The 15,418-nt window shown below is 61.1% G+C and carries 20 protein-coding genes; all 20 read left to right on the forward strand.

All coding sequences use genetic code 11. The features are described 5' to 3' along the window. The first annotated feature begins 1 nt into the window (after position 1). The 20 genes from fliF (at position 2) to flhB (ending at position 15,404) form a co-directional block, all read left to right on the forward strand. The gene (gene fliF, locus IPI01_11045; protein MBK7258314.1) at positions 2 to 1,546 is read left to right on the forward strand and encodes a flagellar M-ring protein FliF; all 1,545 of its coding nucleotides are present in this window, start codon (positions 2 to 4) and stop codon (positions 1,544 to 1,546) included. A gap of 8 nt (positions 1,547 to 1,554) precedes the next feature. Next, positions 1,555 to 2,577, forward strand: a complete 1,023-nt coding sequence (gene fliG / locus IPI01_11050; GenBank protein ID MBK7258315.1) for a flagellar motor switch protein FliG — start codon at positions 1,555 to 1,557, stop codon at positions 2,575 to 2,577. Beyond that, positions 2,570 to 3,295 (forward strand): hypothetical protein, encoded by a 726-nt coding sequence (locus tag IPI01_11055; GenBank protein ID MBK7258316.1) that lies wholly within the window; start codon positions 2,570 to 2,572, stop codon positions 3,293 to 3,295. The genes fliG and IPI01_11055 overlap by 8 nt, the downstream gene beginning before the upstream one ends. Positions 3,296 to 3,345: 50 nt before the next feature. Further along, the gene (gene fliI, locus IPI01_11060) at positions 3,346 to 4,653 is read left to right on the forward strand and encodes a flagellar protein export ATPase FliI (protein ID MBK7258317.1); all 1,308 of its coding nucleotides are present in this window, start codon (positions 3,346 to 3,348) and stop codon (positions 4,651 to 4,653) included. Between the two features lie 7 nt (positions 4,654 to 4,660). Continuing rightward, a complete protein-coding gene (fliJ, locus tag IPI01_11065) occupies positions 4,661 to 5,095 on the forward strand; it encodes a flagellar export protein FliJ (protein MBK7258318.1) in 435 nt (144 codons plus the stop codon). Positions 5,096 to 5,099: 4 nt separating this feature from the next. Further along, positions 5,100 to 5,645: a hypothetical protein gene (locus IPI01_11070; GenBank protein ID MBK7258319.1), complete on the forward strand. Its 546-nt coding sequence runs from the start codon at positions 5,100 to 5,102 to the stop codon at positions 5,643 to 5,645. Positions 5,646 to 5,650: 5 nt separating this feature from the next. Next, complete coding sequence (locus IPI01_11075) at positions 5,651 to 7,252, forward strand: flagellar hook-length control protein FliK (GenBank protein MBK7258320.1); 1,602 nt, start codon at positions 5,651 to 5,653, stop codon at positions 7,250 to 7,252. A 12-nt stretch (positions 7,253 to 7,264) separates the two neighbouring features. After that, positions 7,265 to 7,942, forward strand: a complete 678-nt coding sequence (locus IPI01_11080) for a flagellar hook capping protein (GenBank protein MBK7258321.1) — start codon at positions 7,265 to 7,267, stop codon at positions 7,940 to 7,942. Continuing rightward, a complete protein-coding gene (locus IPI01_11085) occupies positions 7,935 to 8,321 on the forward strand; it encodes a flagellar protein (GenBank protein MBK7258322.1) in 387 nt (128 codons plus the stop codon). Before IPI01_11080 ends, IPI01_11085 begins: the two co-directional genes overlap by 8 nt. Positions 8,322 to 8,444: 123 nt before the next feature. Next, complete coding sequence (locus IPI01_11090) at positions 8,445 to 8,984, forward strand: flagellar hook-basal body complex protein (GenBank protein MBK7258323.1); 540 nt, start codon at positions 8,445 to 8,447, stop codon at positions 8,982 to 8,984. Next, entirely contained in the window at positions 8,914 to 9,711 is a 798-nt protein-coding gene (locus tag IPI01_11095) for a flagellar hook-basal body complex protein (protein MBK7258324.1), read from the forward strand. Before IPI01_11090 ends, IPI01_11095 begins: the two co-directional genes overlap by 71 nt. A 64-nt stretch (positions 9,712 to 9,775) precedes the next feature. After that, on the forward strand, positions 9,776 to 9,976 hold the full coding sequence (locus IPI01_11100) for a flagellar FlbD family protein (protein MBK7258325.1): 201 nt from the start codon (positions 9,776 to 9,778) through the stop codon (positions 9,974 to 9,976). Between the two features lie 175 nt (positions 9,977 to 10,151). Continuing rightward, entirely contained in the window at positions 10,152 to 10,703 is a 552-nt protein-coding gene (locus IPI01_11105; protein MBK7258326.1) for a flagellar basal body-associated FliL family protein, read from the forward strand. Positions 10,704 to 10,713: 10 nt separating this feature from the next. Beyond that, the gene (fliM, locus tag IPI01_11110; protein MBK7258327.1) at positions 10,714 to 11,712 is read left to right on the forward strand and encodes a flagellar motor switch protein FliM; all 999 of its coding nucleotides are present in this window, start codon (positions 10,714 to 10,716) and stop codon (positions 11,710 to 11,712) included. Positions 11,713 to 11,759: 47 nt separating this feature from the next. Further along, positions 11,760 to 12,125 carry a flagellar motor switch protein FliN gene (gene fliN, locus IPI01_11115; protein ID MBK7258328.1) on the forward strand — a complete coding sequence of 122 codons (366 nt, stop codon included), beginning with the start codon at positions 11,760 to 11,762 and terminating at the stop codon, positions 12,123 to 12,125. Positions 12,126 to 12,127: 2 nt separating this feature from the next. After that, a complete protein-coding gene (locus IPI01_11120) occupies positions 12,128 to 12,511 on the forward strand; it encodes a flagellar biosynthetic protein FliO (protein ID MBK7258329.1) in 384 nt (127 codons plus the stop codon). After that, the gene (gene fliP / locus IPI01_11125) at positions 12,508 to 13,257 is read left to right on the forward strand and encodes a flagellar type III secretion system pore protein FliP (GenBank protein MBK7258330.1); all 750 of its coding nucleotides are present in this window, start codon (positions 12,508 to 12,510) and stop codon (positions 13,255 to 13,257) included. Before IPI01_11120 ends, fliP begins: the two co-directional genes overlap by 4 nt. A gap of 19 nt (positions 13,258 to 13,276) precedes the next feature. Beyond that, on the forward strand, positions 13,277 to 13,546 hold the full coding sequence (fliQ, locus tag IPI01_11130; protein ID MBK7258331.1) for a flagellar biosynthesis protein FliQ: 270 nt from the start codon (positions 13,277 to 13,279) through the stop codon (positions 13,544 to 13,546). 3 nt (positions 13,547 to 13,549) lie between these two features. Beyond that, on the forward strand, positions 13,550 to 14,314 hold the full coding sequence (gene fliR, locus IPI01_11135) for a flagellar biosynthetic protein FliR (GenBank protein ID MBK7258332.1): 765 nt from the start codon (positions 13,550 to 13,552) through the stop codon (positions 14,312 to 14,314). Between the two features lie 4 nt (positions 14,315 to 14,318). Further along, positions 14,319 to 15,404 carry a flagellar biosynthesis protein FlhB gene (gene flhB / locus IPI01_11140; protein MBK7258333.1) on the forward strand — a complete coding sequence of 362 codons (1,086 nt, stop codon included), beginning with the start codon at positions 14,319 to 14,321 and terminating at the stop codon, positions 15,402 to 15,404. Positions 15,405 to 15,418: the final 14 nt, after the last annotated feature.

The raw sequence follows: 15,418 nt of genomic DNA on the forward strand, positions 1-15,418 counted from the left end.
CATGGCCTCCAGCGGTGTAACAGTGCAACAGCAGATGACCGGATTTATGGGCCGGTTGACGGGATCGCAGAAGCTTACGCTGGGCGTCGTGGCGCTTGGTTCGATCGCCGCGATCATCGCGCTCGTCACGCTCGTCAACGCCCCGAGCTATACCACCCTCTTTTCCAACGTGAACGCCGAAGACGCTTCGAAGATCGTTGCCAAGCTGAAGGAAAAGGACGTCCCCTATCAGCTCGATGACGGCGGCAAGACCATCATGGTGCCGAAGCAGAGCGTCTATGAGCTCCGCCTTACGCTGGCCGGCGAAGGTCTGCCCCAGTCGAGCACGATCGGGTATGAGATCTTCGACCGCACCAACCTGGGTGTCTCGGACTTCGTGCAGAAGGTGAACTATCGCCGGGCGCTGGAAGGCGAACTTGCCCGCACGATCCTGACGCTGGAAGAGGTCGAGGCCGCACGCGTCCATCTGGTGGTCCCGGAACGCGCGTTGTTCAAAGAGGACGAGAAGGCCGCCACCGCATCGGTGGTCCTGAAGCTGAAGTCCGGCAAACCGCTCCGCCGCGAGACCGTGCAGGGGATCTCTCACCTGATCGCGAGCAGCGTGGAAGGGATCGAATCCGGCAATGTCACCATCGTGGATTCCAGGGGACAGCTCCTCTCGGATGTGCACAAGCCGAACTCCATCGCAGGCATGACCTCGTCGCAGTACGAATTGCAGCAGAAGGTGGAAGCATACCTCGGACAGAAGGCACAATCGCTGCTGGAAAGCGTCGTCGGCGGCGGGAATGCCCTGGTCCAGGTGAATGCCGACCTGGATTTCCGCCAGGTGGAACGCACCCTCGAACAGTACGATCCGGACAAAACGGCGGTCCGCAGCGAGTCGATCACCGAATCGAAGAACACCGGTGGCGATTCTTCGGCGGCGAGCATGAGTTCCGCAACAACGACGAACTATGAGGTCAACAAGACCGTCGAGCATATCGTCGAGAACATGGGGAATATCCGCCGCCTGACCGTTGCCGCGCTGGTGAACGGTGTGCCGAAGAAGGTCACGAAGGACGGTGCGGAGACCACGGAGATCTCGCCGCGCACCGAGGAGGAGATCGGTCAGTTGACCGAGCTCGTCCGCCGCGCTGTGGGGTATGACCAGCTCCGGAATGATGAGGTGTCGGTGACCAACCTCACCTTCGGCCCGACGGAGCACGAACAGGAGTTCGTCTACAAGTCGTCGCCGCTCTCGGACTGGACCGAATATACGGAAGAGATCTTCATCATCCTCGCCATGCTGGGTGCCGTGATCGTGTTGCGGTCACTCCTGGGCCGGGTGCGCACGCGGATCGAGCTGCCCACGGTAGAGAAGGATGTGGAAGAGCTGGCAGGCCAGTTGCCTCGCAAGAAGGCCGCCATCGCCCTTCCGCCGGAGGAAGAGGAGATGAACGCGGAGGTTCTCCTCCGGCAGGAGCGACGCAAGAGGGTCGTTTCGTACATCCGCGAGAAGCCGCATGAGAGTTCACGGTTGTTGAAAGTCTGGTTATCAGAGGAGTAGGCGCAGGAATGTCACAACCCGTAAGCACGGATCGTTTGAATGCGCGGCAGAAGGCCGCCATGCTCATGCTGTCCCTGGACGTCGAGACTGCGACGCGCCTGATGCGGCAACTCTCGCAGGACGAGATCGAGATGCTGACGATCGAGATCGCGAATGTCCGTGGGATCAGCTCGACCGTGGCGGATGCTGTGACCGAAGAGTTCCATCATATGATCACCGCCCAGGAGTATGTGATCCAGGGCGGCATCGACTACGCGCAGAAACTGCTGGAGCACTCGCTGGGGTTCAGCAAGGCGACGGATGTGCTCGAGAAGGTGAAGGCGCTGACGCATGTGAAGGGGTTCGGCATGCTGAAGAAGGCCGATGCTCAGCAGCTGGCCAGCTTCCTGGGGAAGGAACATCCCCAGACGATCGCCCTGATCCTCTCCAACCTGACCGCGGACCAGGCAGCGCAGGTGTTGACGGAGTTCTCGGAAGAGCTGCGGAACAACGTGAGCTACCGCATGGCGACCCTCGGGAAAGTGTCGCCGTCCCTGCTGGCCGAGGTCGAGGATGTCGTCGAGGATATCGCACGCACGGAGATCAGCCAGAGCATGAGCTCGATGGGCGGGTCAAAATCGATGGCTTCCGTTCTCAACAAGTGCAATGGTGCGACCGCCAAGGTCATCCTCGAGCATATCGAGCAGTCTGACCCGCAGCTGGCCAGTGAGATCAAACGACTCATGTTCATGTTCGAAGATCTGCTGTATGTCGACGACCGCGGGATCCAGCGTGTGCTGCGTGAGGTGGACAAGCGTGACCTGGCGATGTCGTTGAAGGTCGTGGAAGACAAGCTCAAGGAAAAGGTCCTGCGCAACATGTCGGAACGCGCACGCGAACTGCTCCAGGAGGAATTGCAGTATATGGGCCCTGTCCGGCTCAAAGAAGTGGAAGGCGCACAGACGCGTATCGTGGAGATCGTGAAGCAGCTTGAGGACCAGGGCGAGATCGTGGTCGCAGGCCGCGGAGGATCGGAGGAGGTCTTTGTCTAACGTCCTGCACATGCACCGGAAGGTCGGCGCCCAGATCCGTATCATCCGGGGCGCACCTCCCAAACCCAAGCCCGCACCCGTGGTGCGGCCCGCGGAAACGCGGCATGCCCCGCCGGACACGACGCACGGGGCGGAGAAGCCTCTGGAGCCGTACCGGATCCCCGTGGACGATGGGCTCACGGAGGAACGGTTGCGCGAGGAGTTCGAGCGCGGTCGCGTGCAGGGGCTGACGGAGGCAGCGGCTGCCATTGGTGAACGGGAGGAGACCGCGCGCACCGCTTCGGCCCGCCGGCTGGACACGCTCCTGGAGTCGATGGCGAAGGAAACCGCCCGGTTCGCATCCGACCTTGAACGGGAGGTCTATCGTTTTGCGGTAGCGGTGGCGGAACGCATCGTGAAACGCGAGATCACCCTGGATGAGTCGGTCGTGATGCGTCAGATGCGCGAAGCCATCCGGCGGATCGTCGGCGTGGAAACCATCACCGTCCGGGTGCATCCGGAAGACGAGGCGTTGGTCCGCTCGCAGAGATCGGCGATGCTCTCCTCTTCGGATTCCGTCCGTGAGATCGTGATCGAGGGGGATGAGAGTATCGAGCGCGGTGGGTGCATCCTCGTAAGTGCCACAGGCAATGTGGATGCGCGTATCGGCTCGCAGCTGCGTCAGATCGAGACCGCGCTTTTCGGAGCCCAGTTACCCAGCGAGGAAGAGGCAGGGTGATCGAAGCGACACTGACATCGGCCGTACCGCAGGCGGTACCGCCACCGCTCCTGCCGCGATCGGACTACCTGGAACGTCTCCGCCGCGTGGACCTGCTGAAGGTGAACGGCAGCGTGAAGCAGGTGATCGGACTGGTCATCGAGTCCAGCGGCCCTAACTGCGCACTGGGCGATGTCTGTGTGATCAAATCCAAGGACGGGCGGGATCAGTGCCTGTCGGAGGTCGTGGGGTTCCGGAACGACCGGGTCCTTTCGATGATCCTCGGCGATGCGGCACGGGTCGGTCCCGGAAGTGAGATCGTGGCAACGAACCAGGTGTTGTCGGCGACCGTAGGCGAAGAATTGCTGGGGCGGGTGCTGAACGGCCTGGGCCATCCGATCGACGGGAAAGGCCCGTTGCATGCGCGCGAGATCCGCTCGATCTACAATGCCCCGCCGAATCCTCTTGAACGGCAACGGATCAGCAAACCGATCGTGACCGGTATCCGGTCGATCGACACCTTGCTCACCTGTGGCGTCGGCCAGCGTGTCGGCATCTTTGCGGGCAGTGGCGTGGGCAAAAGTGTGACACTGGGCATGATCGCGCGCCATACGAGTGCGGATGTGAACGTCATCGCGCTGGTCGGCGAGCGCGGGCGCGAGGTCTCGGAGTTCCTGGACCGCGAGCTGGGTGAGGAGGGGTTGCGGCGGTCGGTGGTCGTGGTCGCGACAAGTGACCAGGCAGCATTGATCCGCATCAAGGCGGCGTTCCTTGCGACGACGATCGCGGAGTTCTTCCGCGACCGCGGCTTGAACGTCATGCTCCTGATGGATTCCGTCACACGCCTGGCAATGGCGCAACGCGAGGTGGGCCTTGCGATCGGCGAACCGCCGACCACCAAGGGGTATACACCGTCCGTGTTCGCGATCCTGCCGAAACTGCTGGAGCGTGCGGGCACGGCCCGGCGCGGCAGCATCACCGGCATGTACACCGTGCTCGTGGAAGGCGACGATATGACCGATCCGGTTGCCGATGCGGTGCGCTCGATCCTGGATGGCCACATCGTCCTCTCGCGGCGGCTCGCATCGTCAGGCCATTATCCGGCGGTCGATGTTCTGGAAAGTGTGAGCCGTGTGATGCCTGCGGTGACCACCGAGCAGCACCGGAAAGCGGCACACCGCCTGCTGGATATGATGGCAACGTACCGCGAGGCGGAGGACCTGATCAACATCGGGGCATATGTGAAGGGGAGCAACCCGCGCATCGATGAGGCACTGCGGAATTGGGAGAAGATCCGGACCTTCCTCCGGCAGGCATCGACCGAGCGGGCGGATTTCGATCCGAGTATTCAGCATCTGATATCCATGATGGGACAGTGAGGGGTGCATGCGCGTGTCGGACTCTCCATTATCGACGGTCATTCGTGTCAGGGATATGCAGCTCAAGAAGACCCAGCGTGAGCTCGCGGTCATCAAGGTGGAGCGGCAGACGGAAGAGGTCCGCCTCACCTCTCTGGAAGAGGCGCAGAGCAACGCCATGACCGAGGCTGTGCGGAAGATGAAGACCCGTGCGGTGGACCTGCAGACGAGCCAGGCATTCCTGCAGAGCCTGTCGCGGAAGATCGAACATCAGGAAGAGAAGGTGCGCGAAGTGACGACCGCGGAGGAGGGGAAGCGCGTGGAGCTGGTCGAGCGGTCACAATCGAAACAGATGGTCGAGAAGATCGATCAGCGCAGGCGCGACGAGGAGACGAAGGAACAGGAGCGGAAGGCCCAGCGCGTGATCGACGTGCTCGCACAACGGATAAGGACGGACCTCTAGCCGTATGAAGCAGCTGCTTCCAGTATTGATCGTGGTCATCGTTGCCTCGCTGGCGGCGATGATGCTCGTAGGGACAGTGTTCTATGTCAGGCCGGACCTGCTCGGGGTCGTCCCCCCTGCGGCACCGGCCGATTCCGCGGCGCTGGCTGTTGTGGCCCATGATTCGCTTGCCGGGCAGCATCTCACCCCGGGGAGGATCGAGGGGGAAGACAGCACGCATGGTGCGGGATCACACGAAGTGAGTCCAGCGGACTCGCTCATGGGTGTCGTGACTGCGGCACTCATGCGTTCCGACTCGCTGTCGGAACGGCTCCGTCAGGTCATGGAGAACAACCGCGCGGTCCTCGCTGCTACGGACAGTGCGCGCGGTGCGCAGCGTGCGTCCATGGCCAAGGTCCTGGAAGCGATGGATCCGGCGAGCGCAGCCCGGATCCTTGCCGACTTCCCGGACGAAGATGTCAAACACGTCGTACTCTCAATCAAGAAAAAGCAGGCGGCAAAGATCCTGGCTGCGCTCCAACCGGATCGTGCTGCCCGCATCATGAGGTGAACCGTATGAACAGTATCCCCGTACAGCTGCTCGCGATGGGCGGGCAGTTGAACGTACTGGGAGCTGGCGTCCGGCCTCCGGGTGCTGATGACACCGCGGTGGGTGGCGATGCGTTCCTCGGGCTTCTGCAACAGATGCTGCTTGGTGGCGGCGTGCAGATGACCGTGAATGCGTTGGCACCTCCGGCGGACACCGGCATGGCTGAGTCCGGAGACGATGGGTCGGGAGGAGAGGATCCTCCTGCTGATCTGCTCGGCGCAGTCGCGCCCGGCGGGTCATTGGGCGACCTGTTGTCTTCAGAACTCGCCGGAGCTGCACTCCAGTTGACCGGTACAAGCAGTGGAACCACGGAGGCAACGGCACAACCGGCAACGGTGGCCACAGCCTCAGCCGTGGAGGCGACCGCCGCCACGACGGTGCAGGAACAGGCCACCGTGGCCCCCGTTCCGGCGTCGTCCGCACAGGCGATGGACGCCATTCTTGCGATGATGGAACCAGTCGCGGCAGAGCAGTCCACAGCTCCGTCCGTTACCAGGCCTGTGGCAGCTCCGACGCCGGTCGAGACTCCCGACCCGGTCGCCGTGTTCACGACGACTGTCGTCGAGGACCCGGTCACCCCGGTGGTCGTTCCGACGCTGGCCGACAATGATACGCCGGTCCCCGTCCCGATCCCGAAGCAGGGGAAGGCCGGAGCCGACGCGAGATCCGTTCGTCGCGCCGGTACGCTGGCGACAGCCCCCGATCTTTCTTCCAAAGTCCCGGTCTCCCCGAAGGAGGGGGACAAGATGGCGGTTCGAGCGCAGGCAACTGCACCGGCATCAGTGGAAGAGATGACAGGGAGTGAGGATCTCCAGCGGATGGTGCGCGTGCTGCAGCATGTGTCGGGTTCGGCGGACGTTCAGGCGTCCGGCAGTACCGAAGCGGCGGTCCGCACCGAGCGTGTGACGGCGCAGGCGGCCACGAAGGAGATCACGGCGGATGCATCAGCATCAACCGCAACGCGCGAGCAGGATGCAACGGTCATCAAGACGGTGCAAGCGCCCGCGCAAACGGCACAGGACGGCATGCGCGACAGCATGCAGCACAAGGACCAGGCATTTGCGCAACCGGTCTCGGCGCTGACGAAGCCCGAGGGTGGCCGCAGTGCCGAGTTCACTGTCCGGATGCCGGAGTCGTTCGTCTCGCTGCCGCCGGAAACGGCGAGGAGTGTGGCGGACCAGGTCGTGAAAGGCATGGTCCTCCAGGTGAACGGCGAGAACTCCGAAGTGCGGATCAAGCTGGTGCCGGAATCGCTGGGCGAAGTATCGGTGCATGTGAAGATGGAAGGCGGGAAGATGCAGGCCCAGATCGATGTGTCACAGGCGGGTGTCAAGTCCGCCCTCGAGGTCCAACTGCCACAGATACGCCAGTCGCTGATTGAACGTGGTATCGACGTTCAGCGCCTGGATGTGTCGTTCGGCGGCGATCATCCGGCGAAGGAGTCGGGTGGTGGCCAGGGCGACCGGCGGCAGCGTCAGGGATCGAAACACGCCTACATGGTGGACATGGCCGAGCAGATCGATACCGGCCGCATCATGGGGTACAACACCATGGAAATGGTCATGTAGGAGGGAAGCACCATGGCAACGATCTCTGAGACATCACTGAGTGCAGCATCTCCGACGTATGCAACGGCGTCCTCCAGTACTCTTGGCAAGGACGATTTTCTGAAGTTGCTGGTCGAGCAGTTGAAGAATCAAGATCCGATGAACCCGCTCGATGGGACCGAATTCGCGTCGCAGCTGGCGCAGTTCAGCTCTGTCGAGCAATTGTCGAACATGAACAGCAATCTGGAGGCAAGTGTCTCAACCAATCAGCTGATGGCGCAATCCATCGGGAACTCGCTTGCAACAACGATGATCGGCAGGGAGATCAAGGCCACCGGGAATACGTTGAAATATGATGGTGAGACCCCTGTGAAGTTCGGATATTCGCTGGAGGCAGCTGCACGGCAGGCGACCGTCCGGATCTACAACGCCAAGGGCGAGATGGTACAGGAGATCGAAGGTTCCGGCATCCTCAAGGGGGATAACTGGTTGACCTTTGATCCGGGCGAGGGGATCCAGCCCAAAGGCGAGTACACGTTCAAGGTCGTGGTGACGGATGACAATGCGAAACCGATGACCGCTTCAGCGTTCACGATGGGGACCATCACCGGGGTGCGGTTCACGGCAAATGGAACCGTTGTCCTGATCGATGGTGTGGAGGTCCCCGTGGCGAACATCCTGGAGATCCTGAACGGAGCGACCCATGGCTGATACCTACGTCAACGGCGTGCGGGTACCGTTCCTCCCCGCGCGCGGAGTGGATGGTTTCAAAGAGCGGACCACAGTCACCGACACCAAAGGTCCGTCCTTCGACTCCGTCTTCCAGGAGGAACTCCGTGGCCTGACCTTCTCGCGTCATGCCCAGGAGCGGCTCCAGGCGCGCAAGATCCAGCTCAATGACGTGGATCTGGCGAGCCTGCAGAATGCCGTGAACCGGGCGGATGAGAAGGGAGCGAAGGACTCGCTCGTGCTGATGCGCGACATGGCGTTCATCGTCAGCGTGAAGAACAGGACCGTGGTCACGGCAATGGACAGCGAACATCTGAAGGAGAACGTCTTCACCAACATCGATAGTGCAGTGATCGTGTAGGAGTCACGCAGTACCGGGGCTGGCCCTCTCGAATAGAGGAGGCCCCTCCGACCGGTCCGAACGAATGAGGAACGGTCATCAGACACACTCAACAACATACCTGAATCAAGGAGGGTACGTATCATGGCATTTCTCAGATCACTCTTCTCCGGCGTCTCCGCCCTGCGCAACCATCAGACCATGATGGACGTCATCGGCAACAATATCGCCAACGTGAACACGGCGGGGTATAAGGCAAGCCGTGCGAGCTTTTCCGAACTGTATTCGCAGACCATTCAGAACTCCAGCCGTCCGAGTGCGTCCAACGGCGGCACGAACGCGATGCAGGTCGGCCTCGGCATGTCCGTGAGCTCCCTGGATGCGACGTTCAACCAGGGCAGCATCGAGCGTACGGGCGGCGATCTGGACCTCGCGGTGTTCGGCCCGGGGTTCTTCGTCGTGAAGTCCAATGGTCAGAACATGTACACACGTGATGGCCAGTTCAAGTGGGATGCCGACGGGCGCGTTGTGACGGGCTCTGGTGCGATCATGCAGGGGAAGATGGCTGATGCGGACGGGCGTGGTCCCGTCGGGTACCGCGCTGGAGGATATCATGATCGACGCCGGCATCAAATCGCCGCCGAAGGCGACGACCACCGTCAAGTTCGCGGGAAACCTGGATAATTCGGCGATCGCCGGAACGGCAAGCGGCACAACGACGACCACGGCCGATATCTACGACTCGCTCGGCAACAAGCTTTCGGTCGCCCTGACCTTCACGAAGAACACGAGCGGTGGCTGGGACTGGAGTGCGGAGATCCCGGCTTCGGCCGGCGTGGCACAGACCCCCGTGGGAACCGGGACGCTCTCATTCGACAATGGCGGTAAGCTCAATGTGAATGGAACGCAACCCGTCACGTTCACACCACCGACAGGTGCGGCCGACTTGGCGATCGACTTCAACTTCGGCACCATGAATGAATTCACCGGGGTGACGGGTTCGAGTCTGATCTCCAAAACATCGACCGTGAAAATGAGCACGCAGGATGGATATTCTGCGGGCACGTTGCTGAGTGTGGCGTTCGATGAGAAGGGCTTCATCAACGGTACGTTCAGCAACGGTACCATCCAGAAGATGGCGCAGGTCATGCTTGCGGAGTTTGCGAACCCCTCCGGCCTGACCCGTATGGGAGGCAATGCCTTTGCGCTCTCCGCGAACTCGGGGTCCGAAGTGCTGATCAACCCGGGCGATTCCTCTACGCTGACCGCCGGGGCGATCGAGCAGTCGAATGTCGACCTTGCGGATGAATTCACGAAGATGATCACCGCCCAGCGGGGCTTCCAGGCAAGTGCACGTGTCATCAGCACGAGCGATGAATTCCTGCAGGAAGTGGTGAACTTGAAACGGTAAGCCATAGGTGACCGGGGACGGGTGGAGCCACCCGTCCCCGGCCTCTGGTACTAAGGAGACTGGCATGATCGAACTTACGAAGCTGCAGAATGCCAAGATCGTGGTAAATGCCGATCTGATCGAATTCGTCGAATCCACACCGGATACGCTTATTACCACGACCACGGGAAAGAAGCTCATGGTCCGCGAATCCGTTGAAGATGTGGTGAAGGCGGTCATTGAATACAAACGCCGTTGCCTCGCAACTCCACGAAAAAGGGGGTAATTTGAGGGTATAGGTACCTCAGTAGCCACCACGTGGCTAATATTATCCCCCAAAACCGCACCTCTCCCCGCTGTTACCCCTCTTCCTGCGCAAAGTTACCCATTCCTGTCCCGGACTCCGTGGCACATGATTTGACCTCTGCTAAAGGAGTGTCCCACAACTACCTGCAAGGACTATGGCAAAACAAGAAGCACCAGCGGCACCGGCCGCAGCGGAAGCAAAAGCAGCGGGCGGCGCCATTTCCATCAAGCAGCTGCTGATGTTCGGCGTCCCCGTATTCGTTGTGATCTGCGGCCTGATGATCTGGCTGCTTCCCAAATTCATCGCCCCCCCCGCTGCAGGCGCCCCTGAAAAGCAAGCAGCCGGGGAATCCTCAGCGCATGGTGAGAAGTCCGAGGGCGGCGAGGAAGGCGAAGGCGGTGCCGAGCCGAACATCTATATCGTCAAGGACGTGATCCTGAATCCCGCCGGCACCAACGGGACGCGGTTCCTCCTGACGACCGTCGGCTTCGAAGTGAGCACCGCTGAAGCGAAGAAAGAGATCGAAGCGAAAGATGTTCAGGTCCGGGACGCCCTGAACACGATCCTGACGGCAAAGTCGCTCACGACCCTCTCGATGCCCGAGAACCGTGATTCCATCCGCCAGGAGATCACCGAGCGCGTAGGGAAGCTCCTCCGCACCGGAAAACTGTCCAACGTGTACTTCAGCAAGTTCATCATCCAGTAGCGAGCGCACCGTGCCGGAGATACTTTCCCAGCAGGAGATCGACAGTCTGTTGTCCGGTATATCCACCGGAACGATCGAGGCCGTCGAAGCACCACCGGAACCGAAGAAGTCGGAGAAGGAAGCTATTACCTTCGACTTCCGGTTGCCGCACCGCCTGAGCAAGAACCAGCTCCGGACGTTCCAGGCGGTGCATGAGAGCTTCGGCGAGACCTTCAGTTCGTATCTCGTCTCGCGGCTGCAGACGACCGTGACGATCAATGTCTCGTCCGTCGATCAGCTGTTCTACTCCGAATTCGTGCTGTCGATCGCGAGTCCGAGCTCCCTCTACGTCTTCCGTATCACGGAATCGGATGCCCTCGCCGTGCTGGAGGTCAGTCCCCAGTTGTTGCTGGCGATGGTGGAACACCTGATGGGCGGCGTGGCGGAAGGCGAGAAGAACGCGCGCCCGATCACGAAGATCGAACAGAGCATCGTGAAGGGGATCATCCAGCGTGCCCTGTCGGACATCCAGCGCGCATGGAAGACGGTCGCCGAACTCACGTTCAAGCTCGAACGCTATGAGATCGAAGGCGACTTCGTACAGATCGCGCCGGCCAGCGAGATCGTGATGGTGGTCTCGTTCGAGGTCATCATCGGTTCACAGAAATACATGATGAATCTCTGCTTCCCGACCTTCGCGCTGGAAGATGTGCTGGCGAAGCTGAACATGCAGCACTTCAGCGTGGGTGCGGGGGTGAAGGGCGAGAGCGATTGGCGTGCACCGCTCTTCCGCCAGGTCGGGAAGACGCGTGTGAATGCCACATGTCTGCTGGGGGAAACGTCGCTCTCGCTGCGTGACCTGTTGCACCTCGAGCCGGGTGATATCCTGCGCACGAACCTCCCGGTGAACGGAGAGGTGCAGGTGCAGATCGGCGGCAAGACGCGCGTGCTGGGCCGGCCCGGCGTGTCGAAGGGAAAAGTGGCGGTGAAGGTAACGAACGTGCTTCGTGAACAGTCATCAGGAGCCTGAAGGGTATGCAAGATTCAACAGGAACAGAGATGGACGGGCTGCTCGGGATGGACCCGAATGAAGGGATGGCCGCACCGGATGCGTCCGTTGAGGTCCGCAGTGCCCAGTTCCAGAACCTCGAGGCGACGCCAGGAGTGGAAGCCGAGCGCGACAAGAAGCTCGATCTGCTGATGGACCTGACCTTGCCGGTGGCGATCGAGTTGGGCCGGACGAACATGCTGATCCGGGATGTTCTGGATCTCCAGCGCGGATCCGTGGTGGAGTTCGAGAAACTCGCCAGTGAACCGGTGGATGTCCTGATCAACGGCAAAAAGATGGCGGAAGGGGAGGTGGTGGTGATCGAGAAGCACTTCGGCATCCGCATCACCAATCTCGTCGAGGCGTCGGAACGCGTACGGGGGCTGGGACGCTGACCATGGAATGGATCTTCATCAAAATGATCCTGTCGCTCGGGGCGGTTCTGGCGCTTATGTTCGGCGTCATGTACCTGCTGAAGCGCTACGTGATACCGGGCGCACAGGCGCCGGGCCAGCGGCTGGAGATCGAAGTCCTTGGCCGCAAGTCGCTGCAGCCCAAGAAATCGGTCGTGGCCCTGAAGATCGCGGACCGCGTCGTGGTGGTGGGCCTGAGTGAGCAGGGCATGCAGACCCTGACGGAGTTCGCGGCAGAAGAATGCGGCCAGGAAGAGAAAGCGCGGCCTGTGGCCGTGACCGCGGTGCAGGCCACAGGATTCGCCGCACAGCTGCAAGCAACACTGAATACCCTGGTGAACCGGAAGCTGGAGAAGAAGAGCGCATGAAGCGGGTGATCGTGGTGATACTGTTGTGCCTCCTTGTGGCAGGCGTTGCGGCATCGCAGGACAAGCCGATCCCGATGCCGAAACTCTCGGTGGAAGTGGGCAAAGCCAGTAGTCCGGATGACGTTGCCGTGACCCTGCAGATCCTGTTCCTGATGACCGTGCTCTCCCTGGCCCCGGCCATCCTGATCATGACGACCGCCTTCACGCGTATCGTTGTCGTTCTGCATTTCCTCCGTCAGGCCCTCGGCACCCAGCAGGTGCCCCCTTCCCAGGTCCTGATCGGGCTGGCGATGTTCCTGACGTTCTTCGTCATGGCCCCGACGTGGAACCGGGTCAACCAGGATGCGATCCAGCCCTATATGAAGAACACGATCTCCCTGCAACAGGCGTACGACCGCGGGATCGTCCCTGTCCGTGAGTTTATGCTCCGCCAGACCCGCGAAGAGGACCTGGCGCTCTTCGTGAAGCTGGCCAATGTGGACAAGCCCGAGACCCGGGACGATGTGCCCATTCATGCCTTGATCCCCGCCTTCGCTATCAGCGAACTGCGCATCGGGTTCGAGATCGGCTTCCTGCTGTTCATCCCGTTCCTGGTCATCGATATGGTGATCTCCAGCATCCTGCTCTCCATGGGCATGATGATGCTGCCGCCGGTGCTGATCTCTCTGCCGTTCAAGATCCTGTTGTTCATTCTCGTCGACGGCTGGCATCTGGTGATCCGGTCGCTCCTCGAAAGTTTCCGGTAGCACGGGAAAGGGCCGACCCATGAACGAGCAAATGGTTGTCTATCTGTTCCGTGAGGCATTTTACACCATGATCCTGGTATCGTCACCGATGTTGGCGCTCTCCCTCATTATCGGCTTGATCATCGCGATCTTTCAGGCCGCGACGTCGATCCAGGAGGTGACGCTCACATTCGTGCCCAAGATCATCATTGTGGCGGTCGTTGCGGTCCTGACCCTCCCCTGGATGATGGAGATCATGATCGGTTTCACAGTCACCATTTTCAATCAGATCCCCGCGATGGGACGCTAGGCCATGGACGTGTACGCCATTCAGCTGGTGCTGTTCATCATGATCTTCATCCGGTGCACGACGCTGCTGTCGCTTGCGCCGGTGCTCGGTCATGTGAGCGTGCCCGCGCAGGTCAAGGCGGCCCTCGGGATGTTCATGGCGTTCGTGCTGTATCCCCTGATGGCCGCCCGGCATCCGGACGTGGACCTGCGCATGCTGCCGCTGGCGATCATGGCCGTGCAGGAGGCGCTGACAGGGATGGTGATCGGGTTTGCGATGTCGCTGGTGTTCGCCGGCGTCCGCGTCGCCGGTGAGCTCATCGGATTCGATCTGGGCCTTTCGATCGCCACGGCGTTCGATCCCGAGACGGGCTCCAACAATATCGTGGGCGCATTCCTGTACCTGGCGTTGCTGCTGGTGTTCATCCTGATCAACGGCCATCATTTCGTGCTGCAGGCGATGGTCCTGAGTTACGATGTGATCCCCCTCGGTGGATTCTCCGTGAATGGTCCGATGGCGGAGCAGTTGATACGGATGACGGGGATCATGTTCGTTGTCGGGCTGAAATGCGCCGCCCCGATCATCGTGGCGTCGTTCCTGATGAATGTGGCACTCGCCATCCTGTCGCGTGTCGCCCCGCAGGTGAACGTGTTCATGGTGAGCTTTCCGGTGAAGATCGGCGTCGGCGTGCTGGTGCTGATGGCCGCCGCACCGCTTCTGGTATACGCCTTCAAGAACCTGCTGACGGGTTTCGAGGAGGACATTGTGGAACTGATCCGTGTAATGTAAGGCCATGGCCGAAGACTCATTCCAGGAAAAAACCGAACCAGCGAGTGATCGCAAGCGCGAGGAAGCGAGACGCAAGGGAAAGGTCGCCCGCAGCGTGGAGCTGAACTCCGCCCTGGTGTTGCTGTTCGGTCTGATGATCCTGTATGCCGGTGGCACGGCACTGGCGGGCGGCATGGCGGAGATCGCCCGGACGGCATTCATGCGGTCGGGTTCCCTCACGGTGAGTGCCGAGAACGTGCACGCCCTCATGAGCGGCGGCGTGATCCGGCTGGGCATGCTGCTGGCGCCCGTGATCTTCGGCATCATGGTGGTGGGCCTCGCCTCGTCGTACATGCAGGTCGGCTTCGTGTATTCGCCCGAGGTGCTGCGGCCCACCTTCGACAAGTTGAACCCGTTGCAGGGGATACGCAAGATCCTGGTCTCCCGCCGGTCGCTGGTAGAACTCGGGAAGAGTCTTGCCAAGGTCTCCGTCGTCGGCCTCGTGTCCTACTGGGCCATCGTCGACGTCATTGCGGAGTCGCCGACCCTGGTGGACAGCGATCCGATGGCGGTGATGGGGTATCTGGGCAGTGCGGCGTATGGCCTCGGTATGAAGTCCGGGCTGGCGTTCCTGGTCCTGGCGGTGGCGGACTACTTCTTCCAGCGCTTCGAACATGAACGCGACCTGAAGATGAGCAAGGAAGAGGTCAAGGAAGAAACCAAGTCCACGGAAGGCGACCCGGCGGTGAAGGGGCGCATCCGCAGCATCCAGCGCCGGATCGCATACCGCCGCATGATGCAGGACGTGCCGAAGGCGGATGTGGTCGTGACCAACCCGACCCACCTTGCCGTGGCCATAAAGTACAACGCAGAAGAGATGCACGCGCCGACCGTGGTGGCCAAGGGTGCCGACCTGGTCGCCCTGAAGATCCGCGAGATCGCGAACGCCCATAACGTCCCGATCGTCGAGGATAAACCTCTCGCGCAGACGTTGTTTCGTTCGGTCGAGATCGGACAGGAGATCCCCGAGAAACTGTTCCAGGCGGTGGCACAATTGCTTGCGTATATCTACCGGCTCAAACATGCCTCACAGACAGCAACACTGAACTGAGCATATGGCAACAG

Source organism: Ignavibacteriota bacterium (assembly GCA_016707525.1).
GTDB lineage: Bacteria > Bacteroidota > Ignavibacteria > UBA10030 > UBA6906 > JAGDMK01.

What these genes read in the sequence shown, in the direction of transcription:
- fliF (MBK7258314.1), top strand. Translation starts at nt 2, where the DNA reads ATGGCCTCCAGCGGTGTAACAGTGCAACAGCAGATGACCGGATTTATG.
- fliG (MBK7258315.1), top strand. Translation starts at nt 1,555, where the DNA reads ATGTCACAACCCGTAAGCACGGATCGTTTGAATGCGCGGCAGAAGGCC.
- fliJ (MBK7258318.1), top strand. Translation starts at nt 4,661, where the DNA reads ATGCGCGTGTCGGACTCTCCATTATCGACGGTCATTCGTGTCAGGGAT.
- IPI01_11070 (MBK7258319.1), top strand. Translation starts at nt 5,100, where the DNA reads ATGAAGCAGCTGCTTCCAGTATTGATCGTGGTCATCGTTGCCTCGCTG.
- IPI01_11075 (MBK7258320.1), top strand. Translation starts at nt 5,651, where the DNA reads ATGAACAGTATCCCCGTACAGCTGCTCGCGATGGGCGGGCAGTTGAAC.
- IPI01_11080 (MBK7258321.1), top strand. Translation starts at nt 7,265, where the DNA reads ATGGCAACGATCTCTGAGACATCACTGAGTGCAGCATCTCCGACGTAT.
- IPI01_11085 (MBK7258322.1), top strand. Translation starts at nt 7,935, where the DNA reads ATGGCTGATACCTACGTCAACGGCGTGCGGGTACCGTTCCTCCCCGCG.
- IPI01_11090 (MBK7258323.1), top strand. Translation starts at nt 8,445, where the DNA reads ATGGCATTTCTCAGATCACTCTTCTCCGGCGTCTCCGCCCTGCGCAAC.
- IPI01_11095 (MBK7258324.1), top strand. Translation starts at nt 8,914, where the DNA reads ATGATCGACGCCGGCATCAAATCGCCGCCGAAGGCGACGACCACCGTC.
- IPI01_11100 (MBK7258325.1), top strand. Translation starts at nt 9,776, where the DNA reads ATGATCGAACTTACGAAGCTGCAGAATGCCAAGATCGTGGTAAATGCC.
- IPI01_11105 (MBK7258326.1), top strand. Translation starts at nt 10,152, where the DNA reads ATGGCAAAACAAGAAGCACCAGCGGCACCGGCCGCAGCGGAAGCAAAA.
- fliN (MBK7258328.1), top strand. Translation starts at nt 11,760, where the DNA reads ATGGACCCGAATGAAGGGATGGCCGCACCGGATGCGTCCGTTGAGGTC.
- IPI01_11120 (MBK7258329.1), top strand. Translation starts at nt 12,128, where the DNA reads ATGGAATGGATCTTCATCAAAATGATCCTGTCGCTCGGGGCGGTTCTG.
- fliP (MBK7258330.1), top strand. Translation starts at nt 12,508, where the DNA reads ATGAAGCGGGTGATCGTGGTGATACTGTTGTGCCTCCTTGTGGCAGGC.
- fliQ (MBK7258331.1), top strand. Translation starts at nt 13,277, where the DNA reads ATGAACGAGCAAATGGTTGTCTATCTGTTCCGTGAGGCATTTTACACC.
- fliR (MBK7258332.1), top strand. Translation starts at nt 13,550, where the DNA reads ATGGACGTGTACGCCATTCAGCTGGTGCTGTTCATCATGATCTTCATC.
- flhB (MBK7258333.1), top strand. Translation starts at nt 14,319, where the DNA reads ATGGCCGAAGACTCATTCCAGGAAAAAACCGAACCAGCGAGTGATCGC.